The sequence below is a fragment of the Streptomyces sp. NPDC111507 genome (assembly GCF_055638955.1).
The window spans coordinates 535235-553737 of record NZ_JBVKBU010000001.1 but is presented as its reverse complement, the minus strand read 5'-3'; the positions used below and the strand labels follow the sequence as shown (position 1 = coordinate 553737).

Genomic DNA, 18503 nt, shown 5'->3' with positions numbered 1-18503 from the left:
GGTTAACACGAGTCAGCGAAGTGGTCTGGGTCACATGCGGGTCAAGGCGTCCCGAACCGCTTCCTCCGTGCGTCCCACGACGGCCGTCCCGTCCTCCGCCGTGATGATCGGACGCTGGATGAGCTTCGGGTGCTCGGCCAGCGCCTTGATCCACCGTCCGCGCGAACCGTCGTCACGCGCCCACGACTTCAGGTCGAGCTCCTTGGCGACGGCCTCCTGTGTCCGGGTGATGTCCCACGGCTCGAGGCCCAGCCGCTCCAGTACGTCCCGGATCTCGTCCTCCGTGGGGACGTCCTCCAGGTAGCGGCGGACGGTGTACTGCGCACCCTCCGCGTCGAGCAGGCTGATGGCGCTGCGGCACTTCGAACAGGCCGGATTGATCCAGATCTCCATGCCGCACACGTTACGTGAGCCCTCTTTTTCCACCGGCGTCACGCCACCCCTGAAAGCCCCGTGGCCAGGGGCCGGTTCATCACAAGATCATCACTCCCTCTCCATGCCTCTGTCATATGCCATGGCCGGGAACTACCGTCATCCCACCCGAAAGCGCAACCAGGGGGGACGAGATGACTGACCCGTACGCAAGGCCGCCTGTTCCGCGACCGCCGGACACGCGGCCTTGGCGCAAGCGCAAGCGCGTGTGGGCGGCCGGGATCCTCCTGTTCGGCCTGGGGGCCATGGGGGGCACCCAGAGCGCGCAGGACGAGGTGAACGCGGCGAAGGCCGCGGCCGCCAGCCCCCGTCCGACGGTCACGGTGACCGCCACCGCCACCGCCACCGTCACCGTCACCGCGACGCCGAAGCCGCGGGCGACCGTCACCAAGACGGTGCGGACGCCGGGCCCGACCAAAACGGTCACCGAGGCCGCGCGGGACACTGGGGCGGACACGAGCGGGAGCAGCGACACCGGCACCTGCTCGATCGTCTCCAACTCGGGCAACTGCTATGCGGCGGGGCAGTACTGCCGGAACAGGGACCATGGCGCTTCGACGACGGATGCCGGCGGTGCGGGCATCACGTGCGCCTATCGCAACGGGTGGCGCTGGACCTACTCCTGACGGCGCGAGCCGTGTCTTTCCCGGTGGGTGACGGATGGGTCCACGTCGTGCCGCCGGAGGGCCTGTTCGAATTTGCCGCCGCCTCACGCACCTCTCGCAGAACTGCTGTGACACGGCGGTAATTCCCTTGCCCACCTGGAGGTTTGCCGGGCTCTGTGGACTCCCTGGATGTCAGTGCCGGGCAGTAAACTAGAGGCAGTGTTCGAGGGTGTCGCCGGGGGGTCCGGATGGCGCCCTGACCGCGACAGGAGGATGCCTGTGCCCGCTGCCGCACTGAAGCCGCTGCCCACTCAGTCCACGTCCAAGAGGGCGGTCCTGATGGACCTGCCGTACGAGCCCGTGGCGAAGCGACCGTTGCCGCCGGGGCGGCCTCGCGAGTGGTACGTCACGCACAACCGCCGGCTCAAGGCGATGCGTCTCGCGATCGCCCTGCTCGACTCCGGTGTGTACGTTCCGAATCAGGCCCGCAACGAGAAGATCCGCAGTACTGCGGAGGCGATCGGTGTTCATCCGCCGTCGGACACCACGTGCCACATGGTGCGCGCGCTGATGCGTTACGCGCGCTGAGCGCAGCGGGGCGGCCGGGGCAAGGTCTCTCGCCCCCGCCGCCCCTACCCGTCCCATCCCGGGGGCTCCGCCCCCAAACCCCCGTCAGCCTGAACGGCCTCGTCCTCAAACGCCGGACGGGCTGAAAGACGCGGCCCGGGGTGGGTGGGGCTGCGGCCTCTGGCCTCGTCCTCAGTCGCTGGACGGGCTGAAGATGTGGGCCGGGGTGGGCGGGGTGTGGGCTCCGGGCGGGCCGAAACCTGTGGCCCGGGGTGGGTGGGGGCGGTCTCCGGGCTTGTCCTGGGACGCCGGACGACCCCGGGCCTTCAGGGGCGCGGGGAACTGCGCGCCTAGCCCCCACCGGGCCCGCAGTCGAACGAATCGGCGGGCGGGGAATGCGGGGCGAAGCCCCCGCTTTGGGGGCGCGGGGAACTGCGCGAGCAACCCCTACCGGTCCGCGGTCGAAGGGCCACCGGGATCCGGAGCGAAGCCCCGGCCGAGGGGCGCGGGGAACTGCGCGACCCGCCCCCTCCCACCCGCGGTTGAACGCACCTCCGGCGGCCGGGGCCGCGCCACCCCGTTTCCTCCGTCACCGCCCCGTCGTCAGTTCCTTCTCCAGGGGGGTCCGGAAGCGTGGCGTGATCCGGGTCGGGCCCAGCCAGGCCCGTAGACGGGCGGCCTCCGTCTCGATGGCCGCCAGTGCCTCCCGCCCCACCCCGCCAGGATCCAGCACCCGCCACACCAGAGCCCCATCGCTCCGCTGCGCCCACCCCCCGACCACCCGCCCGTCCCACCACACCGTCGGCCCGACATTCCCACTGCCGTCGAATAGGGCGGTGCGGAGAGAGGGGGAGAGGTACCAGTCCTGTTCCTGCCATCCCATGGCCGTGGGATCGAGCCCGGGAAGGAGCGCGGCCCACGGCGCGGCGGGGCCGGGGACGGGGGCGACGTCGTCGGCGGTCACATATCCGGTGGCTCCGTCGTCGAGCGACACGGCCACCGCCCCGATCGCGGCCAGCGCCCGCCGCACATCGGTGACCTTCCACCCCGTCCACCACTTGAGGTCGGCCTCGGTGGCGGGCCCGCACACCGCGAGCCAGCGGCGCAGCAGCTCGGGCTGGGCCTCGGCGGGCGGGAGTTCGGGATGCGGCGGCGCCACGGCCCAGCGGAACTGGGTCGACGTCCAGGACCCCAGCGGGCGCCCCCGCACCACCCGCCCCTCGACCCCGAGCACCCGCATCAGCCGGGACGACACGGTCTGCGCGCTCTCGTAACTCCGCCCCGTGCCGTACGTGAACTGCTCCCTCAACCGCGGTTCGTCCTGGACGAGTTCGTTCACCGTGGCCTGCCCGCGCCGCGCCAGCGCGGCGAGCGCGGACGTCTCCACCTCGGCGAGCCACTCCTCGGTCAGCCGCCCGTCGCTGCCGCTCACCATGTTCTTGATCAGCCCGGCCCGGGCCTTCGCGGCGATCGCGAGCCCCGTAGAGGCGTGCACCACCGCGGCCAGCTCGGTGGGGAACACGAACACGGTGTGCCGCATGCCGTGCATCCGCACCAGCGTCCGGTCCTCGTACAGCGCCCGGTCGAGCTCCGCCACCGTCTTCCCGGCGTCCGCGAGCCGCGCGCCCACCGCCAGGTACACCGTCGCCGGATCGGTTCCGTGCAGTGCGACCAGGGACCCGGCGACCTCCTCGGGGCTCGCCGCGCGCGCCGTCCCCGCGAGCCGGTGCCGCAGGGCGAGCCGGGCCCGCCGCTCCGCCCCTGCGATGTGCCGCCGCTCCTCGCCCACGCCGCCTCCTTCTCGTAGCTGCCGTCCCCGCATCCTCTCGCGCCTCACCCGATCGGCGCCCCCGCCATGCGTACGCCCTGCTCACGGCCTTGACTGAAGCGGGAATCCGCAGCGGAACGTCGGGAGACGACATGGCGCGGCACGCGCGGCAAGGGATACGTGGGATACGAGCGCCCGGTGTACGACGGACCGGCCCGGGGGCCGTGGCTGTGGTGCTCCTGCTGGCCCTCGGCGCCTGCCTGGCCGGCTGTTCCCACGGCGCCGGCCCGTCCGACGTGGCCTCCGCCGCCTCCTCCCTCGCGTCCCAGGCCGGCGATTCGCTCGCCTCCGCGACCGCCGAGGCCGGGCGGAAGTTCGACGAGTTCAGGAACGGCCTGAACGCCAAGGACGAGGTGAAGCTCGGCGACCGGGTGAGCATCGACTCCGCGGGCCGCGCCACCGTCGAGGCCACCGCCACCAACCCGACGTCCGCGGCGAAGACGTACGCGGTCCAGGTCGACTTCCGCGACAAGGGCGGCAACCTCCTCGACACGGTCGTCGTCACCCTGAACGACGTCCCGGCGGGCGCCGCCAAGGACGCCGCCGCCCGCAGCCACCGCACCCTCTCCGGAGACGTCACCGCCGACGTGGCCCGCGCCGTACGGACCTGACACCCATGAACGGGCTTCCCGCGACGGCGACCATCCCGCCGTCGCCGTCGCCGTCGCCGTCGCCTCAGCCGTACAGCTCGAACAGCCCGGTCACATACGCCGTCAGCCGTTCGCCCAGCAGTTCGGGGGTCAGGTCCGCGCGCCCCAGTTCCCGCCACGGCACCGCGAGCTTCTCGGCGTCGGGGGAGTAGGCCAGCGCGTCCAGCAGCCGCCAGTACAAGTGCTCCTCGGCGCCGGCCGGCCGGCGCCCGCCGTGTGCCTCGTACCGCGCGCGGAACCCCAGGCCGTACGCCTCCCCGTGGAGCAGCGCGAGAGCCGTGGAGCAGTGGGCCACGTCCAGGTCGGCGGGCCCCCACGAGGTCTCCACCCAGTCGACCACCCCGCTGATCCGCAGTGTGTCGCCCGCGCCGGTGAAGAGCACGTTGCCGGGATGGAAGTCCCGGTGCAGGAAACATCCTTCGTACGCCGGAGGGTCGCGCCGGATCACGTCCACGGCCCGCTCCCACAGCGTCCCCCGGGGCGCACGGACGCGTTCGGGCGAGGTCCATGCCTGGTACGGGCGCGGGCGGTCGGTCGGAACCACCGCGTGGATACGGGCCAGTTGGCGGGCCAGCAGGTCGATGCGCCGGTCCAGGTCCTCCTCGTCGACCCGTACCCCGCCCGGCAGCAAGGACATCAACAGGGAGGGGTGGTCGCAGTGTTCGGCGGTGGCGTCGACGGCGTGCAGCTCGGGCGTGGGTACGTCCTCGTACGGGGCGAGCAGGGTGAGGACGGACGCCTCGCGGGCCAGCAGACCGGCCGCGTGACGGCGGTAGAAGGGCTTCACGAACGACCGCAGCACCAGACCCGTACCCTCGTCGAGGGTGAGCCGGCGCATCTGGGAGCTCCAGCCGCCGCGCAGGGCCGTGGACTCCCGTACGCTCCTGCCGGCCGGAAGCTGTTTGGCCACCCAGCCGCGGGTCGCGGTCCACCCCCGCTCGCCCAGTCCCACGAGTACGGCGTCCACGAACCGCGCCCGGTCGGCGGGATGTTCGCGCAGCCACAGGCCCAGCATGTGGTCGGCGTCGGGGAATTCGAGCCGGGTGAACTGGGCGCGGGCGGTGAGCGCGTCCGTCACGGCCTCGGTGACGGCGGGCGGGATGACGGCGTCCGTACCGGGTACAGCGAGGACCGCACGGCCGTCGTACCCGCGCAGCACGTCGAGCGCGGGGGCCTGCCGCCAGCTGTCCGGCGCCCGGATGATCTCGCTGAAGCGCCCGTCGCCCTCCCCGAAGGGAACCTGCCAGGCCTCGGCGCCGTACACGGCGGGCGCGCACAGGCCCAGCGCCACCACGCGCCGCCCGTAGTGCCCGGCGAGATCGGCCACCGTCTGGCCGCTCATGCTGAACCCGACGAGGATCAGCGGACCCTCCGCCGGGACCGACGCGTCGATGACGGAGACGGCCTGCTCGAAACGTCGGCGCAGGCTCAGGTGCTTGAGTTCGCCCGAGCTCTCCCCGTGTCCGGAGAAGTCGAGGGCGAGGCCTCGGCAGCCGCGTGCCACGAACTCCTCCAGCAGCGGGAGCAGGCGCTCCTTGTTGCCCAGGCCCGCGCCGTGCAGCAGGACGACGGTGGCCGCGCCGCCGGGGCCACCGTCACCGCCGCCGCTGACGCAGCTCAGTCGTTCACCGTCATGGTCGTGTGCGAAGGGGGCGAGCATCCCCCCATTTACCCACGGCCGCTTTTCCCCTCTCTACGTACCGACGGCCCCCGGCCAGGTCACAGACCCGGGGCGCCCCAGATCGGGAACCAGCGGCTGAGATCCTGCTCGATCCGCAGATCGTCCGCGAGCGCGGCCTTGACCTGCAGTTCCAGCGCGTTGTCGCGCCGTTGGGCCTCGCCGGCCAGCGGCGCGAACGGATAGAAGGTGCCGCGCTTGTAGAGATAGACGAGTCCGAGCCGCCGCTGCCCGGTGTCCTGGAAGCCGGCCACGGAGCAGAGCAGCTGCGGTCCGAAGCCGCTGCCTTCCAGCGCGCTGTTGACCGCGTGCAGATCACTGACCAGTGCGGGCAGATCGTCCGGTTCCCGCCGTGAGACCAGCCACGAGTATCCGTACTCGTCCCGGCTGACCTCCACCGGCGGACCCGTGCGGTCGGCATCCGCGTCGAGCAGTTCCTGCACCTCCTGGTGCGCCTGGGCGAAGGCCCCGCCCTCGACGCTCGCGAAACACACCGCTCCCGTCCCGGTCGGGGTGAACCCGGCGGCGGCCTGCAGGGTCAGGGCCGCCGACGGCAGCCCGAAGAGCTGGTCGAGATCGGGCGCGACGGCCTTGGTGCGCCCGAGCAGGATGTCCAGGAACCCCATGCGGTCGGCTGCCTTTCCGGAACGGACGAGGGCCATGGCCCAGGATGAGCGGGGTGGGTTCGGAAAAGGGCGGGAAGAAGAGTCAGACGCTGCTCTCCGGAGTCGCCGCCTCACCCAGCTCCGCCGAGATCCTGCCCAGTTGTTCGAGCCGCTGCTCCAGGCTGGGGTGGGTCGAGAAGAGCTTCGCGATCCCCGGTTCGGCACCGAAGGCCGGCGTGAAGTAGAACGCGTTGAACGCCTGCGCCGTCCGCAGGTCCTTGGTCGGGATCCGCGCGATGTCCCCGGAGACCTTCGTCAGCGCGGACGCCAGCGCCGAGGGCCGGCCGGTGAGCAGGGCGGCGGACCGGTCGGCGGCCAGCTCGCGGTACCGGGACAGGGCCCGGATGAGCACGAAGCTGATCGCGTACACGGCCGCGGAGACCGCCATCACCGCCATGAAGATCGCCACGGTGTTCTGGTCCTTGCGGCCGCGCCCGCCGAAGAGCTGGGAGTAGAAGGCGAACCGCACGATCAGCCCGGCGATCACCCCGAGGAACGAGGCCACGGTGATCACGGCGACGTCCTTGTGCGCCACGTGCGACAGCTCGTGCGCGAGCACGCCCTCCAGCTCGTCGGGCTCCAGCCGCCGCAGCAGCCCGCTGGTCACGCAGAGGACCGCGTGATCGGCGTTTCGCCCGGTCGCGAACGCGTTCGGCATGTCGATGTCCGACACGGCGACCAGCGGCTTCGGCATGTCGGCGACGGCACACAGCCGGTCGACGACCCCGTGCAGCTGCGGATACTCCTCGCGCTCCACGATCCGGCCGTGCATCGCGTAGAGCGCGATCCGGTCCGAGAACCAGTACTGCGCGCCGAGCAGCAGGGCCGCGAGGACCACGACCAGCACCCAGGACTTCAGCAGCACGATCAACGCGGCGACGAAGGCCACGTACAGCAATCCGAGCAGGAACAGCGTGACCGTCATGCGTACGGTCAACCGCGGATCGCTCCGGAACCGGCTCTGCATCTGCATCACCCCCGCAGTAAGGCACTCGTCCCGCTGTCCAGTGTGCACCTGCGGACGCCCATGAAGCGGTTCCGAACAGCCCTAGGAGGTGCAAAGGCGACCTGTGGGATTCCGGGCGGGATCTGAGGGATTCCGTCCAAGATGCTGAGTGGTCGATCGCCGACTAGCCTTTATTCGCGAGCAGCTCTTCATGAAAAGAGCCGCCATCGGAGTACGCCCGCTGCACGCGTCGGCGGTCTGAACGTACTCCTCGTACTCGGGCGAGCATCGCGCCGGACCCGCTCCGCCGCGGTCACGGCCATCTGCCATCCGTCTCGTGCCTCCGAAAGACCGCACGAGGGGTGCAAGGAGGATTCATCCATGAAGGCACAACGTGCGAGGCGCTTCTTCGCGGTATCCGCCATCGGCGTTCTGATGGCCGGAGGCGCGGCGATCGGCGCAGCAGGTACGGCCTCGGCAGCTGCCCCGGCCCAGGCCCAGACCCACGCCAGCACCTACGGCTGTTCCAACTGGGGCGGCCGTGGATTCGGCAACTGCGGGTTCGGCTTCAACAACGGCTTCAACAGCGGCTTCAACCGTTTCGGCTTCAACAACGGTTTCGGCTTCAACAACGGCTTCGGCTTCAACAACGGCTTCAGCAACGGCTTCGGTGGTGGAGTCGTGGTCGTCGTGGTGCCCTGACGGACCACGGCCGAGGGCCGCCACCTGTACGCACAGGTGGCGGCCCTCAGTTTTTCAGCCGTCTTGTCAGGCGTCGTGATCTTTAGACGTCGTAGTACAGCTCGAACTCGTGCGGGTGCGGACGCAGCTGCAGCGGCGCGATCTCGTTCGTGCGCTTGTAGTCGATCCACGTCTCGATCAGGTCGGACGTGAAGACGTCGCCCGCGAGCAGGAACTCGTGGTCGGCCTCGAGGCGGTCGAGGACGGCCGGGAGGGAGGTCGGGACCTGGGCGACGCCCGCGTGCTCCTCGGGGGCGAGCTCGTAGAGGTCCTTGTCGATCGGCTCGGCCGGCTCGACCTTGTTCTTGATGCCGTCGAGGCCCGCGAGCAGCAGCGCCGAGAAGGCCAGGTACGGGTTGCCGGAGGAGTCGGGCGCACGGAACTCGACGCGCTTGGCCTTCGGGTTCGAACCCGTGATCGGGATACGCATGGCCGCGGAGCGGTTGCGCTGCGAGTACACCAGGTTGACCGGGGCCTCGAAGCCGGGGACCAGACGGTGGTACGAGTTCACCGTCGGGTTCGTGAAGGCGAGGAGCGACGGGGCGTGCTTGAGGATGCCGCCGATGTAGTAGCGGGCGGTGTCCGAGAGGCCCGCGTAACCGGCCTCGTCGTAGAACAGCGGGTCGCCGTTGGCCCACAGCGACTGGTGGACGTGCATGCCCGAGCCGTTGTCACCGAAGATCGGCTTCGGCATGAAGGTCGCGGTCTTGCCGTTGCGCCAGGCGACATTCTTCACGATGTACTTGAAGAGCTGGAGGTCGTCGGCCGCGGCGAGCAGCGTGTTGAACTTGTAGTTGATCTCGGCCTGGCCGGCGGTGCCCACCTCGTGGTGCTGGCGCTCGACCTGGAGGCCGGACTTGGCCAGCTCCAGGGAGATCTCGGCACGCAGGTCGGCGAAGTGGTCGACCGGCGGGGTCGGGAAGTAGCCGCCCTTGTAACGGACCTTGTAACCACGGTTGTCCTCGAGGGCGCCGGTGTTCCAGGCGCCGGCCTCGGAGTCGATGTGGTAGAAGGCCTCGTTCGACTTGGTGTCGAAGCGCACGCTGTCGAACACGTAGAACTCGGCCTCGGGGCCGAAGAACGCGGTGTCGGCGATGCCGGTGGACGCGAGGTAGGCCTCGGCCTTCTTCGCCACGTTGCGCGGGTCACGGGAGTACTGCTCGCCCGTGATCGGGTCGTGGATGAAGAAGTTGATGTTGACCGTCTTGTCGCGGCGGAACGGGTCGACGCGCGCGGTGGACAGGTCGGCGCGGAGCGCCATGTCGGACTCGTGGATGGCCTGGAAACCGCGGATCGAGGAACCGTCGAACGCGAGCTCCTCGGCCGGGTCGAAGGCCTCGGCCGGGATCGTGAAGTGCTGCATCACGCCCGGCAGGTCGCAGAAGCGGACGTCGACGAACTTGACGTCCTCGTCCGCGATGAACTTCTTGGCCTCGTCGGCGTTCTGGAACATCCAGCTCCTCCTACTCCCGCCCACAGTGGACCGGGGTGGTAGTTCGTTCGTGCGGCCAGTGCGGTGGCACACGCTGGTGCCGACCATAGGGATGGGGGATTTCTCCAGCGTGACCCATTTGTTTCGCCCAAGTTAACCGACCCAGGGTCGCCAGGCCCCTCGTGTCCGCATGCCAAAACGGGCGCAGTACCGTGGACGGGTGGACAACAGGCAAGCAATCGGATCGTGGCTCTCCGGACCCCGTGCGGCCCTGGAGGACGCAGGTGCCGACCTCGGATACCGGGGTGAACAGCTGGGTCTGCCGGAACAGGGCCCCGGCTCCATCGCCCGCCCCGGCCGCAGGCTGGGCGCCCTCGCCATCGACTGGGCCCTGTGCCTGTTGATCGCATACGGACTGCTCACCCACGGCTACAAGCCGGGGTCGACGGGCAACTGGGCCCTGCTCGTCTTCTTCGTCCTGGGCGTCCTGACCGTCGGCACGGTCGGCTTCACCCCGGGCAAGCGCCTCCTGGGCCTGCGGATCGTCCCCGAGGGCGGCGGCCGTCTCAACCCGCTGCGCGTCCTGCTGCGCACCGCCCTGCTGTGCGTGGCCATCCCCGCCCTGATCTGGGACCGCGACGGCCGCGGCCTGCACGACCGCCTGGCCCGCACGATCGAGGTCCGGGCCTAGGGCCCGTCCGGCGGATCATGCCCTGGCAACCGGGCACCAGGCCGTACGACGAGTGGTACGACGATGGGGGCGCCCGGAGTGATCCGGGCGCCCCCATCGTCGTAACTCTGCTCAGAGGAGTGTCAGCGGGCCTTCGGTCCGCCGCGCGGCATCCGCATGCCCTTGGGCATCGGACCCTTCGGAAGGGGCATGTTGCTCATCAGGTCGCCCATCGCGCGCAGCCGGTCGTTGGTGGCCGTCACCTGCGGGCCGGTCAGGACGCGGGGGAACTTCAGCATCGTCGTGCGGAGCTTCTTGAGCCCCACCTGACCCTCGCCGGAGCCCACGAGCACGTCGTGCACGGGCACATCGGCGACGATTCGCGCCATCTTCTTCTTCTCGGCCGCCAGCAGGCTCTTCACCCGGTTCGGGTTGCCCTCGGCCACCAGCACGATGCCGGCCTTGCCGACCGCGCGGTGCACCACGTCCTGGCTGCGGTTCATCGCCACCGCCGGAGTCGTGGTCCAGCCACGGCCGATGTTGTCCAGTACGGCCGCTGCTGCGCCGGGCTGGCCCTCCATCTGTCCGAACGCGGCTCGCTCGGCCCTGCGCCCGAAGACGATCGCCGTCGCGAGGAAGGCGAGCAGAAGGCCGAGAATGCCCAGGTAGTACGGGTGGTCGATCAAGAGGCCGATCGCGAGGAAGACACCGAAGGTGACGATTCCGACTGCCGCGAGTACAAGACCGATCTTGGAGTCGGCCTTGCGAGTCATCTTGTAGGTCAGGGCGATCTGCTTGAGTCGCCCGGGGTTAGCAGCGTCCGCTGCAGTTTCCTTCCTCGCCATGCCACGAAGTCTACGTGGCCCGACAAGCGCCGACGACGGCAGTGTCCGGGCAGGCGGCGGCAGCGCCCGCACGGGGAGTCCGGCGACGGCTAGGAACGCGTCGCCACGGACTCCAGCACGCGCTGCGCCTCGACCCGGTCCTTGGCGCGGCGGCGGTCCTCCAGGACGGAGGTCCAGGCGTTGCGGCGGGCGGTGCGCTGGCCGCTGCTCATGAGCAGCGACTCGACGGCACGGAGTGCATCGGTGAACGACGGGATGGCTGTGGCGCGTACGGGCGCGGCCTGCATGATGGAGGTCCCCCCTCGGGATGGCGGCTCTGGACGGGGCGGTACGTGGAGTAAGACCAGGGTCACTGATTGGTGTTACCAGGGCGTGACCGACCGGTCAAACACCAATGAAGCCTTGATGCGGCGGGCCTCCAGCATGGCGCTGTCCTGACGCCTGTCCCCATCTGCGCGGACGGTCCGCAGCGCGGTGAATTGGCCACATTGTGGGGGGAGTTGGTTGTGCGCCGATTCACATGCGAGCGGTGGCACTGAGTGCCACCGCTCGCGTTGTACGGCGTTTTAAATTGTGTCGCCCGCGTTGCTCCGTACGGGTGTTCAGACCGCCTGCGAGGCGATGTACGCGCCGCGCTTCTCGATGGCCATCTGGTACAGCCGACCGGCGCGGTACGAGGAGCGCACGAGCGGGCCCGACATGACACCGGAGAAGCCGATCTGCTCGGCCTCCTCCTTCAGCTCCACGAACTCGTGCGGCTTGACCCAGCGCTCCACGGGGTGGTGGCGCACGGAGGGACGCAGGTACTGCGTGATGGTCACCAGCTCGCAGCCCGCCTCGTGCAGCTGCGTGAGAGCCTCGCTGACCTCCTCGCGGGTCTCGCCCATGCCGAGGATGAGGTTCGACTTCGTGACCAGACCGTAGTCGCGCGCCTCGGTGATGACCTTCAGCGAGCGCTCGTAGCGGAAGCCCGGGCGGATGCGCTTGAAGATCCGGGGGACCGTCTCGACGTTGTGCGCGAAGACCTCGGGGCGGGACGAGAAGACCTCGGCGAGCTGAGCGGGCTCGGCGTTGAAGTCGGGGGCGAGGAGCTCGACCTTGGTGCGGCCGGCCTCGCGCTCCGCCGTCTGCCGGTGGATCTGGCGGACCGTCTCGGCGTACAGCCAGGCCCCGCCGTCCTCCAGGTCGTCGCGGGCGACGCCGGTGATGGTGGCGTAGTTCAGGTCCATCGTGACCACGGACTCGCCCACGCGACGGGGCTCGTCGCGGTCGAGTGCCTCCGGCTTGCCCGTGTCGATCTGGCAGAAGTCGCAGCGCCGGGTGCACTGGTCGCCGCCGATCAGGAACGTGGCCTCGCGGTCTTCCCAGCACTCGTAGATGTTGGGGCAGCCCGCCTCCTGGCAGACCGTGTGCAGGCCCTCGCTCTTCACGAGGTTCTGCATCTTCGTGTACTCGGGGCCCATTTTCGCCCGGGTCTTGATCCACTCGGGCTTGCGCTCGATGGGGGTCTGGGCGTTCCGGACCTCCAGGCGCAGCATTTTGCGTCCGTCGGGTGCGACTGCGGACACATCGGCTCCCTGTAGCTTCGATTCTTCGGCGTACACCAGGGTACGCCCGTACGGTTCTCGGCCCCCGGGGTGGGCAACCTTGCGGACCGGGGGTGCATTCCCGGGGGTTTCCTCGCCCCCGCCGCCCTACCCGTCCCATCCCCGCTGGGGGGGCTCCGCCCCCGAACGAACCGGGCGGGCGGGGGACGCGGGGTGAAGCCATCCGTCAGGCCGAGGCCTGTTCGACCTCGCGCGGGCGCAGGTCGGCGTTCTCCAGGACGTCGCGGAGGTGCTTCTCCGCGACCGGCAACACCTCGGCGATGGTGACCTCGCGCCCCAGCTCGTACGCCAGGGACGTCACCCCCGCGTCCCGGATCCCGCACGGGATGATCTTGTCGAAGGAAGAGGTGTCCGGATTCACGTTCAGGGCGAAGCCGTGCATCGTGACGCCCTTGGCGACCCGGATCCCCATGGCGCAGATCTTCCGGTCCTCGCGCCGCTGCCCGGCGTTGGAGGGCGCGTACTCGGGCCCGTTCAGACGGGGGTCGAACTCCTCGTCCGTCAGCCGCGGGTCGAAGTCGAGGGAGAGCCCGCCGAGGGAGGGGCGCGAGGCGACGGGGTCGCCCAGGACCCAGACGCCCGCCCGGCCCTCCACCCGGCTGGTCTCGACGCCGAACTCGGCGCAGACCCGGATCATGGCCTCTTCGAGCCGCCGCAGGTGCGCCACCACGTCCACCGGACGCGGCAGCTTCTGGATCGGGTAGCCCACGAGCTGCCCGGGCCCGTGCCAGGTGATCTTGCCGCCGCGGTCCACGTCGACCACGGGCGTGCCGTCGAGGGGCCGTTCGCTGTCCGCCGTACGCCGGCCCGCCGTGTAGACCGGCGGGTGCTCCAGGAGCAGACAGGTGTCGGGGGCCTCGTCCAGGAAACGGGCGGCATGCACGCGGCGCTGCTCGTCCCAGGCCTCTTGGTACTCCACGGCCTCGGCACCGAATCCCATGCGGACGAACCGCAACTCACTCACGGCAAGCGCCTCCCTAGAAGCCTCAGAACCTTCAGAACCGGTGGTGTGGCAACCGGCGGGCCCGTTGCGCGGCAGGCGAAAGAACCTTTCGTCAGGTACGTAACGCGCCCACGCCACTGTACGTCCGGGCCGCGCGCGTCAGCCCAGCGGTCAATCCTCACACGATCGGATGAATGTATGTCGATGTTCGCGATCGGGTGCTTACTCTCCGCTACATTCGCGCCGTCCATGAGGCCATAAGGGCTGCTCACAGGCAATCCGGGCACCCAGTGATGCCCGGAAGGCAGGAGACCGCACCGCAGATGACGGAACGACCCGCGCAGCGCACTCCCAATCGCCAGCTCGCCGCGCTCATCGCAGAAGCGGGGTTCTCCAACGCAGGTCTCGCCCGTCGCGTGGACCAGCTCGGCCTCGAACACGGACTTGACCTGAGATATGACAAGACATCGGTGACGCGGTGGCTGCGCGGGCAGCAGCCCCGCGGCACCACGCCCGCCCTCATCGCCGAGGTGTTCACACGGCGCCTCGGCCGCCGCCTCACCGCGCAGGACCTCGGGCTCGACGCCTGCGCACCGGTCTACGCGGGCCTCGAGTTCGCCGCGACCCCCGAGGAGGCCGTCGACATCGTCAGCGGCCTGTGGCGCAAGGACTCCGGCAGCCACGCCGAGCTCCGCAAGATCGCCTTCACCCCGGCGGGACTCGTCGTCCCCAGCCGCGACTGGCTGATCGGACGGGCCGACGACCGGGTGAGCCGCGGCGACCCGGCCGCCACGCGCATCCCCGCCCAGGGGCGCCCCGCGGTCCCCCGCCAGCGCAGCCAGACCGAACGCGGCCCCGGCCAGAAGGTCACCGGCGGGGACATCGCCGCCCTGCGCTCGGTGGGCGAACTGTTCCGCGCCCTCGACCACGCCTACGGCGGCGGCCACGCCCGCCAGGCCCTGGTCCGCTACCTGGAGCACGAGGCCGAGCCCATGCTGCGCGGCGCGTACGGCGAGCAGACCGGGCGGCGCCTGTTCGCGGCCGCCGCCGACCTCACCCGCCTCGCCGGCTGGACCTCGTACGACATCGCCGCGCACGGGCTCGCGCAGCGCTACTTCGTGCAGGCGCTGCGGCTGTCGCAGGCGGCCGGCGACCGGGCGTACGGCTCGTACGTCCTGGTCACCATGAGCCGGCAGGCGGTCTACCTCGGCCACGGGCGCGAGGCCGTGCAGCTCGCCCGGGTCGCGCAGCAGGGCGTCGGCTCGTCCGTGCCGCCCGTCGTCCAGGCGCTGCTGCACTCCGTGGAGGCGCGCGGGCACGGCGTACTCGGGGAGGTGCGGGCCTGCACGGCGTCGCTGGTGCGTGCCGAGCGGGCCCTCGAATCCGCTCGGCCGGGGGACGAGGCCCCGCACTGGGCGCGGTTCTTCGACGAGGCGCAGCTCGCCGACGAGTTCGGGCACTGCCACCGGGACCTGCAGCAGTACCGGGCCGCGGCGCAGCACGCCGAGCGCTCGCTGCAGTTGCGGGCGCCCGGCTTCGCGCGCAGTCGGCTGTTCTGCCGGGTGGTGCTCGCCTCGGCACGGCTCGGGCTCGGGGAGCTCGACCAGGCCTGCCAGTTGGGCGCCGAGGCCGCGGGGCAGGCGGTGGAGATGCGGTCGGTCCGGGCCGTCGAGTACGTACGGGACTTCGAGCGACGGCTCGAACCGTACCGGGACGCGGCACCCGTTCGGGGCTACCGGGATCGGGTGGCGGCCCTGGGCTGACTCAGGCCGCCGTTTCCAGACGCTCCTCCGTCGCGGCCGGACGGGCGCCCAGGTCCATCAGGAGGGCGTGGGCGGCCCGGCGGCCCGAATGCAGGGCGCCCTGGACCGTGCCGGTGTCCCGGTGGTCCCCGCAGACGTACAGGCCCGCCAGGAGGCGTACAGGGCGGCGCAGGTCGTGCGGCGGGGGCATCGCGGGGACCGCGTCACGGGTGTGGTGGACCGCGAGGAGTTCCCAGCGGGTCGTCGACGTGCCGTAGAGGCGGGCCAGTTGGGCGCGGACCGCGGTGTCCAGATGGGCGGCGGCCGGGGGAGTGCCCAGCACCGTCGAGGAGACGAGCGCTCGTCCGTCGGGGGCGCGGGACGGGTCGACCTGGCTGATGACCGCTGTCTGCGCCACCGGCCCGCTCCGGTCGGCGTCCAGCAGCAGGGCAGGGTCGGTCAACGGGGGCTCGTCCGTGGTGTGGTGCAGGACCGTCACCGGATGGAAGGCCGGGACGCGCAGACCGGGCAGCAGCCGGGCCGCGGCGCGGGCTCCGGTCGCCAGCAGGATGGCCCGGCAGCCGAGTTCGCCGTGGTCCTTCGTCGTCACGGTGGTCGTGGAGACCGCGGTGACCTCGACGCCGGTGTGGACGGTGCCCGGGGGCAGGGAGGCCGCCAGGAGTTCCGGCAGGGTGTCCGCGCCGCCCTCCGGCAGGCAGAGCCGGCCCGACGCGAACGAATGCAGGGCCAGGTCGGCGGCGCGGCTGGAGGTGGTGAGGTCCGGGTCGCACAGGAGTGCGGCGAGCAGGGGGCGCAGGAAGCCGTTGACCGTACGGGGCGGCAGACCACGGGTGGTCAGCGCCTGTGCGGCGGGGAGGTCGGGGCGGGTGAGGAGGCCTTCGGGTGGTGTGGCGGCGAGGCGGGCGAGCGCGGTGGCCAGGCGGGTCTGGTCGAGGTGGCCGCCGAGGGGGCCGGGGCGGGAGGACTGGCTCCGGGGGAGCCGGGGGGCGCTTGCGAGGGCGCGTGCGGCGGTGAGTGCGCCCCTTGCGCTCCGGGGGGTGGGGGCGGCGACGCGATGGTGGCGGCCGTCGCTGTGCAGCAGCACGCCCGGGGAGAACGGGCGCAGGGCCAGGGTGTTCAGGCCCGGGGTGCGGTGCAGTTCGGGGTACGAGGTGGACAGGAGCCGGCCGATGCGGTCGAGCCGGAAGCCGTCCACCTTCTCCGTCGTCATGCGGCCGCCCACGGTGGGGCCGGCCTCCAGAACCTTCGTCGTGAGGCCCGCCCTGGTCAGGTGCTGGGCGGCCGCGAGTCCCGCGGCTCCGGCCCCGACGATGACGACGTCCACATCCGCCTTGCATACGGGCTCTAGCACGTACCCCTCCTCGAGGTTGCGCGGCCGGTGGGAACGTCATGCCCCCAACGTGCCCTGGGGATACCCGAGTTCGGGTCGAGGGTAGGTGCGTCCGGAGCCGTGGACAGTCGCGCGTCGGGCGTGCACGGTCGCATGGGGGTGCACGGAATCCTTGTCCGCGGGTGAGCGGGGGCGGGGCGCGCAGTTCCCCGCGCCCCTGAGGCGGGGCTCCGCCCCGCATCCCCGCGCCCCCGAAAGCCTCCGCCCGCCCTCGTTCTCAGCCCGTCCGGCGTTTGAGAACGAGGAACGTTCGTCAGCGCAGGGCCGCTCGCAATGCGCCCTCGATCGACGGGAAGGTGAAGGTGAAGCCGGAGGACAGCAGGCGGGTGGGGTGGACGCGTTGGCTGCCCAGGATGTCGCCGGACATGTCGCCGAGGGCGAGGCGCAGGAGGGGAGCCGGGGTGGGGAAGACGGTGGGCCGGTGCAGGACGCGCCCCATCACCTCGGTGATCTCCCGGTTGGTCAGGGGTGTCGGCGCGGTGAGGTTCACCGGCCCGGACAGCGACGACGTGTCGATGAGATGCCGGATCGCGGCCACCTCGTCCTGCAGCGAGATGTAACTCCAGTACTGGCGGCCGTCCCCCATCCGCCCACCGAGCCCCGCCTTGAAGAGCGGGAACAGCTTCCCCCACGCCCCACCCTCACGGGCCACCACCAGCCCCGTACGGGCGAAGACGGTACGGACACCCGCCTCCCGCGCCGGCTCCGCCGCCCCTTCCCACGCCACGCACACGGAGGGAAGGAATCCCTCCCCGGGCGGCGCCGACTCGTCCACCACCCGGTCGCCCGTCTCGCCGTAGAACCCGATCGCACTCCCGTTGACGAACACCCCCGGCCGCTCGTCGAGAGAGGCCACCGCCGCCGCCAGCGTCGCCGTCCCCCGCACCCGGCTGTCCAGGATCTTCCGCTTGTACGCCTCCGTCCACCGCCGCGAAGCGACCCCCGCACCCGCGAGATTGACGACCGCCGTGCACCCGGCGAGGCCCGCGGCGTCCATCCGCCGCCCGTCCGGATCCCACCGCACCTCGTCCTGCCCGCGGGGCGCACGCCGTACGAGGCGGACCACCTCGTGTCCGTCCGCGATCAGGGAGCGCGTCAGCGCCGAGCCGATCAGACCGGACGCGCCGGCGATCGCGATACGGGACCTGCGGGAATCCGGAGCGAGCGGTGAGTCGTTCATGCGCCCATCCTGCCGCGCGCGCCGGGAAAGTACGGGACGGGACCGCGCGCGGCCGCCGTAAGGTGACCTTCATGCCGGTACCGCACATACGCATCGCCACCCTCGACGACGAGGACGCGCTCGGCCGTCTCGACCGTGTCACCTGGTCGACCCTGCACGCCGTCATGCCGCGCCCTCAGCCGCCGTACGAACCCTTCTACAACGAGCGGTTCGGCCCCCGGGACCATCACGTCGCCGAGCTCGACGGCGTGCTCGTCGGCTACATCCGGCTGGGCTATCCCACGCCCCTCGCCTGCAACTCCCACGTCCGGCAGATCCAGGGACTTGTCGTCGCCGAGGAGGCGCGCCGCGCGGGCGTCGGACGAGGGCTGCTGCGGGCCGTGCTGGACGGGGCCCGACGGCAGGGCGCCCGGCGGATCACGCTGCGCGTCCTCGGGCACAACGCCCCGGCACGGAAGCTGTACGAGTCCGAGGGCTTCGAGGTGGAGGGTGTCCTGCCCGAGGAGTTCCTGCTCGACGGCGATTACGTCGACGACGTGTTCATGGGCCGCTTTCTCTGAG

Annotated in this window: 19 protein-coding genes; 7 read left to right on the top strand and 12 right to left on the bottom strand. The window is 71.1% G+C overall.

From position 1 onward, the window contains the following. Positions 1-30: 30 nt before the first annotated feature. Positions 31-393, bottom strand: coding sequence for an arsenate reductase family protein (locus tag ACZ7M2_RS02525; RefSeq protein ID WP_470046271.1), 363 nt, complete (start codon positions 391-393; stop codon positions 31-33). Between the two features lie 173 nt (positions 394-566). Here ACZ7M2_RS02525 and ACZ7M2_RS02520 point away from each other — a divergent pair, with 173 nt between their 5' ends. After that, positions 567-1058, top strand: a complete 492-nt coding sequence (locus ACZ7M2_RS02520; RefSeq protein ID WP_471593812.1) for a hypothetical protein — start codon at positions 567-569, stop codon at positions 1056-1058. A 258-nt stretch (positions 1059-1316) separates the two neighbouring features. After that, positions 1317-1625, top strand: a complete 309-nt coding sequence (locus ACZ7M2_RS02515; protein WP_054230803.1) for a hypothetical protein — start codon at positions 1317-1319, stop codon at positions 1623-1625. A gap of 568 nt (positions 1626-2193) precedes the next feature. Here the strand turns inward: ACZ7M2_RS02515 and ACZ7M2_RS02510 are convergent. After that, positions 2194-3426, bottom strand: coding sequence for a winged helix DNA-binding domain-containing protein (locus ACZ7M2_RS02510; RefSeq protein WP_471593811.1), 1233 nt, complete (start codon positions 3424-3426; stop codon positions 2194-2196). 170 nt (positions 3427-3596) lie between these two features. Here ACZ7M2_RS02510 and ACZ7M2_RS02505 point away from each other — a divergent pair, with 170 nt between their 5' ends. After that, a complete protein-coding gene (locus tag ACZ7M2_RS02505; RefSeq protein ID WP_471593810.1) occupies positions 3597-4043 on the top strand; it encodes an FxLYD domain-containing protein in 447 nt (148 codons plus the stop codon). A 64-nt stretch (positions 4044-4107) separates the two neighbouring features. Here the strand turns inward: ACZ7M2_RS02505 and ACZ7M2_RS02500 are convergent, their stop codons facing one another. From ACZ7M2_RS02500 to htpX, 3 genes are all read right to left on the bottom strand, one after another. Then, positions 4108-5742 carry a phosphotransferase gene (locus tag ACZ7M2_RS02500; RefSeq protein WP_471593809.1) on the bottom strand — a complete coding sequence of 545 codons (1635 nt, stop codon included), beginning with the start codon at positions 5740-5742 and terminating at the stop codon, positions 4108-4110. Between the two features lie 59 nt (positions 5743-5801). Beyond that, positions 5802-6386: a PspA-associated protein PspAB gene (gene pspAB, locus ACZ7M2_RS02495; RefSeq protein ID WP_471594500.1), complete on the bottom strand. Its 585-nt coding sequence runs from the start codon at positions 6384-6386 to the stop codon at positions 5802-5804. An 82-nt stretch (positions 6387-6468) separates the two neighbouring features. Continuing rightward, on the bottom strand, positions 6469-7392 hold the full coding sequence (gene htpX, locus ACZ7M2_RS02490) for a zinc metalloprotease HtpX (RefSeq protein ID WP_352052178.1): 924 nt from the start codon (positions 7390-7392) through the stop codon (positions 6469-6471). 360 nt (positions 7393-7752) lie between these two features. Here htpX and ACZ7M2_RS02485 point away from each other — a divergent pair, with 360 nt between their 5' ends. Next, entirely contained in the window at positions 7753-8073 is a 321-nt protein-coding gene (locus ACZ7M2_RS02485; protein ID WP_471593808.1) for a hypothetical protein, read from the top strand. Positions 8074-8155: 82 nt separating this feature from the next. On the opposite strand, the gene glnA is transcribed toward ACZ7M2_RS02485, so the two are convergent. After that, complete coding sequence (glnA, locus tag ACZ7M2_RS02480) at positions 8156-9565, bottom strand: type I glutamate--ammonia ligase (RefSeq protein WP_054229275.1); 1410 nt, start codon at positions 9563-9565, stop codon at positions 8156-8158. 199 nt (positions 9566-9764) lie between these two features. Between glnA and ACZ7M2_RS02475 the strand changes: the two genes are divergently transcribed. Further along, a complete protein-coding gene (locus tag ACZ7M2_RS02475) occupies positions 9765-10235 on the top strand; it encodes an RDD family protein (RefSeq protein ID WP_352052176.1) in 471 nt (156 codons plus the stop codon). A 122-nt stretch (positions 10236-10357) separates the two neighbouring features. On the opposite strand, the gene ACZ7M2_RS02470 is transcribed toward ACZ7M2_RS02475, so the two are convergent. The 4 genes from ACZ7M2_RS02470 to lipB form a co-directional block, all read right to left on the bottom strand. Next, positions 10358-11059 carry a DUF4191 domain-containing protein gene (locus ACZ7M2_RS02470; protein WP_095855076.1) on the bottom strand — a complete coding sequence of 234 codons (702 nt, stop codon included), beginning with the start codon at positions 11057-11059 and terminating at the stop codon, positions 10358-10360. Between the two features lie 89 nt (positions 11060-11148). Continuing rightward, on the bottom strand, positions 11149-11346 hold the full coding sequence (locus tag ACZ7M2_RS02465) for an SCO2195 family GlnR-regulated protein (protein ID WP_054229278.1): 198 nt from the start codon (positions 11344-11346) through the stop codon (positions 11149-11151). Between the two features lie 315 nt (positions 11347-11661). Next, the gene (lipA, locus tag ACZ7M2_RS02460) at positions 11662-12627 is read right to left on the bottom strand and encodes a lipoyl synthase (RefSeq protein ID WP_352052175.1); all 966 of its coding nucleotides are present in this window, start codon (positions 12625-12627) and stop codon (positions 11662-11664) included. 205 nt (positions 12628-12832) lie between these two features. Next, a complete protein-coding gene (gene lipB, locus ACZ7M2_RS02455; protein ID WP_471593807.1) occupies positions 12833-13630 on the bottom strand; it encodes a lipoyl(octanoyl) transferase LipB in 798 nt (265 codons plus the stop codon). 302 nt (positions 13631-13932) lie between these two features. Here lipB and ACZ7M2_RS02450 point away from each other — a divergent pair, with 302 nt between their 5' ends. Next, complete coding sequence (locus tag ACZ7M2_RS02450) at positions 13933-15372, top strand: regulator (RefSeq protein ID WP_352052173.1); 1440 nt, start codon at positions 13933-13935, stop codon at positions 15370-15372. 1 nt (position 15373) lies between these two features. Here the strand turns inward: ACZ7M2_RS02450 and ACZ7M2_RS02445 are convergent, their stop codons facing one another. Together ACZ7M2_RS02445 and ACZ7M2_RS02440 are read right to left on the bottom strand one after the other, a co-directional pair. Beyond that, positions 15374-16723, bottom strand: a complete 1350-nt coding sequence (locus ACZ7M2_RS02445; protein ID WP_471593806.1) for an NAD(P)/FAD-dependent oxidoreductase — start codon at positions 16721-16723, stop codon at positions 15374-15376. Between the two features lie 292 nt (positions 16724-17015). Further along, complete coding sequence (locus ACZ7M2_RS02440; RefSeq protein ID WP_471593805.1) at positions 17016-17942, bottom strand: TIGR01777 family oxidoreductase; 927 nt, start codon at positions 17940-17942, stop codon at positions 17016-17018. Positions 17943-18013: 71 nt separating this feature from the next. Between ACZ7M2_RS02440 and ACZ7M2_RS02435 the strand changes: the two genes are divergently transcribed. Continuing rightward, positions 18014-18502 carry a GNAT family N-acetyltransferase gene (locus ACZ7M2_RS02435; protein WP_352052170.1) on the top strand — a complete coding sequence of 163 codons (489 nt, stop codon included), beginning with the start codon at positions 18014-18016 and terminating at the stop codon, positions 18500-18502. Position 18503: the final 1 nt, after the last annotated feature.

Bases quoted from the DNA above. Each gene is read 5' to 3' on its own strand.
- ACZ7M2_RS02485 (WP_471593808.1), top strand. From the start codon at position 7,753: ATGAAGGCACAACGTGCGAGGCGCTTCTTCGCGGTATCCGCCATCGGC.
- ACZ7M2_RS02500 (WP_471593809.1), bottom strand. From the start codon at position 5,742: ATGCTCGCCCCCTTCGCACACGACCATGACGGTGAACGACTGAGCTGC.
- ACZ7M2_RS02465 (WP_054229278.1), bottom strand. From the start codon at position 11,346: ATGCAGGCCGCGCCCGTACGCGCCACAGCCATCCCGTCGTTCACCGAT.
- pspAB (WP_471594500.1), bottom strand. From the start codon at position 6,386: ATGGGGTTCCTGGACATCCTGCTCGGGCGCACCAAGGCCGTCGCGCCC.
- ACZ7M2_RS02435 (WP_352052170.1), top strand. From the start codon at position 18,014: ATGCCGGTACCGCACATACGCATCGCCACCCTCGACGACGAGGACGCG.
- ACZ7M2_RS02520 (WP_471593812.1), top strand. From the start codon at position 567: ATGACTGACCCGTACGCAAGGCCGCCTGTTCCGCGACCGCCGGACACG.
- ACZ7M2_RS02440 (WP_471593805.1), bottom strand. From the start codon at position 17,942: ATGAACGACTCACCGCTCGCTCCGGATTCCCGCAGGTCCCGTATCGCG.
- ACZ7M2_RS02470 (WP_095855076.1), bottom strand. From the start codon at position 11,059: ATGGCGAGGAAGGAAACTGCAGCGGACGCTGCTAACCCCGGGCGACTC.
- glnA (WP_054229275.1), bottom strand. From the start codon at position 9,565: ATGTTCCAGAACGCCGACGAGGCCAAGAAGTTCATCGCGGACGAGGAC.
- ACZ7M2_RS02450 (WP_352052173.1), top strand. From the start codon at position 13,933: ATGACGGAACGACCCGCGCAGCGCACTCCCAATCGCCAGCTCGCCGCG.
- htpX (WP_352052178.1), bottom strand. From the start codon at position 7,392: ATGCAGAGCCGGTTCCGGAGCGATCCGCGGTTGACCGTACGCATGACG.
- ACZ7M2_RS02510 (WP_471593811.1), bottom strand. From the start codon at position 3,426: ATGCGGGGACGGCAGCTACGAGAAGGAGGCGGCGTGGGCGAGGAGCGG.
- ACZ7M2_RS02525 (WP_470046271.1), bottom strand. From the start codon at position 393: ATGGAGATCTGGATCAATCCGGCCTGTTCGAAGTGCCGCAGCGCCATC.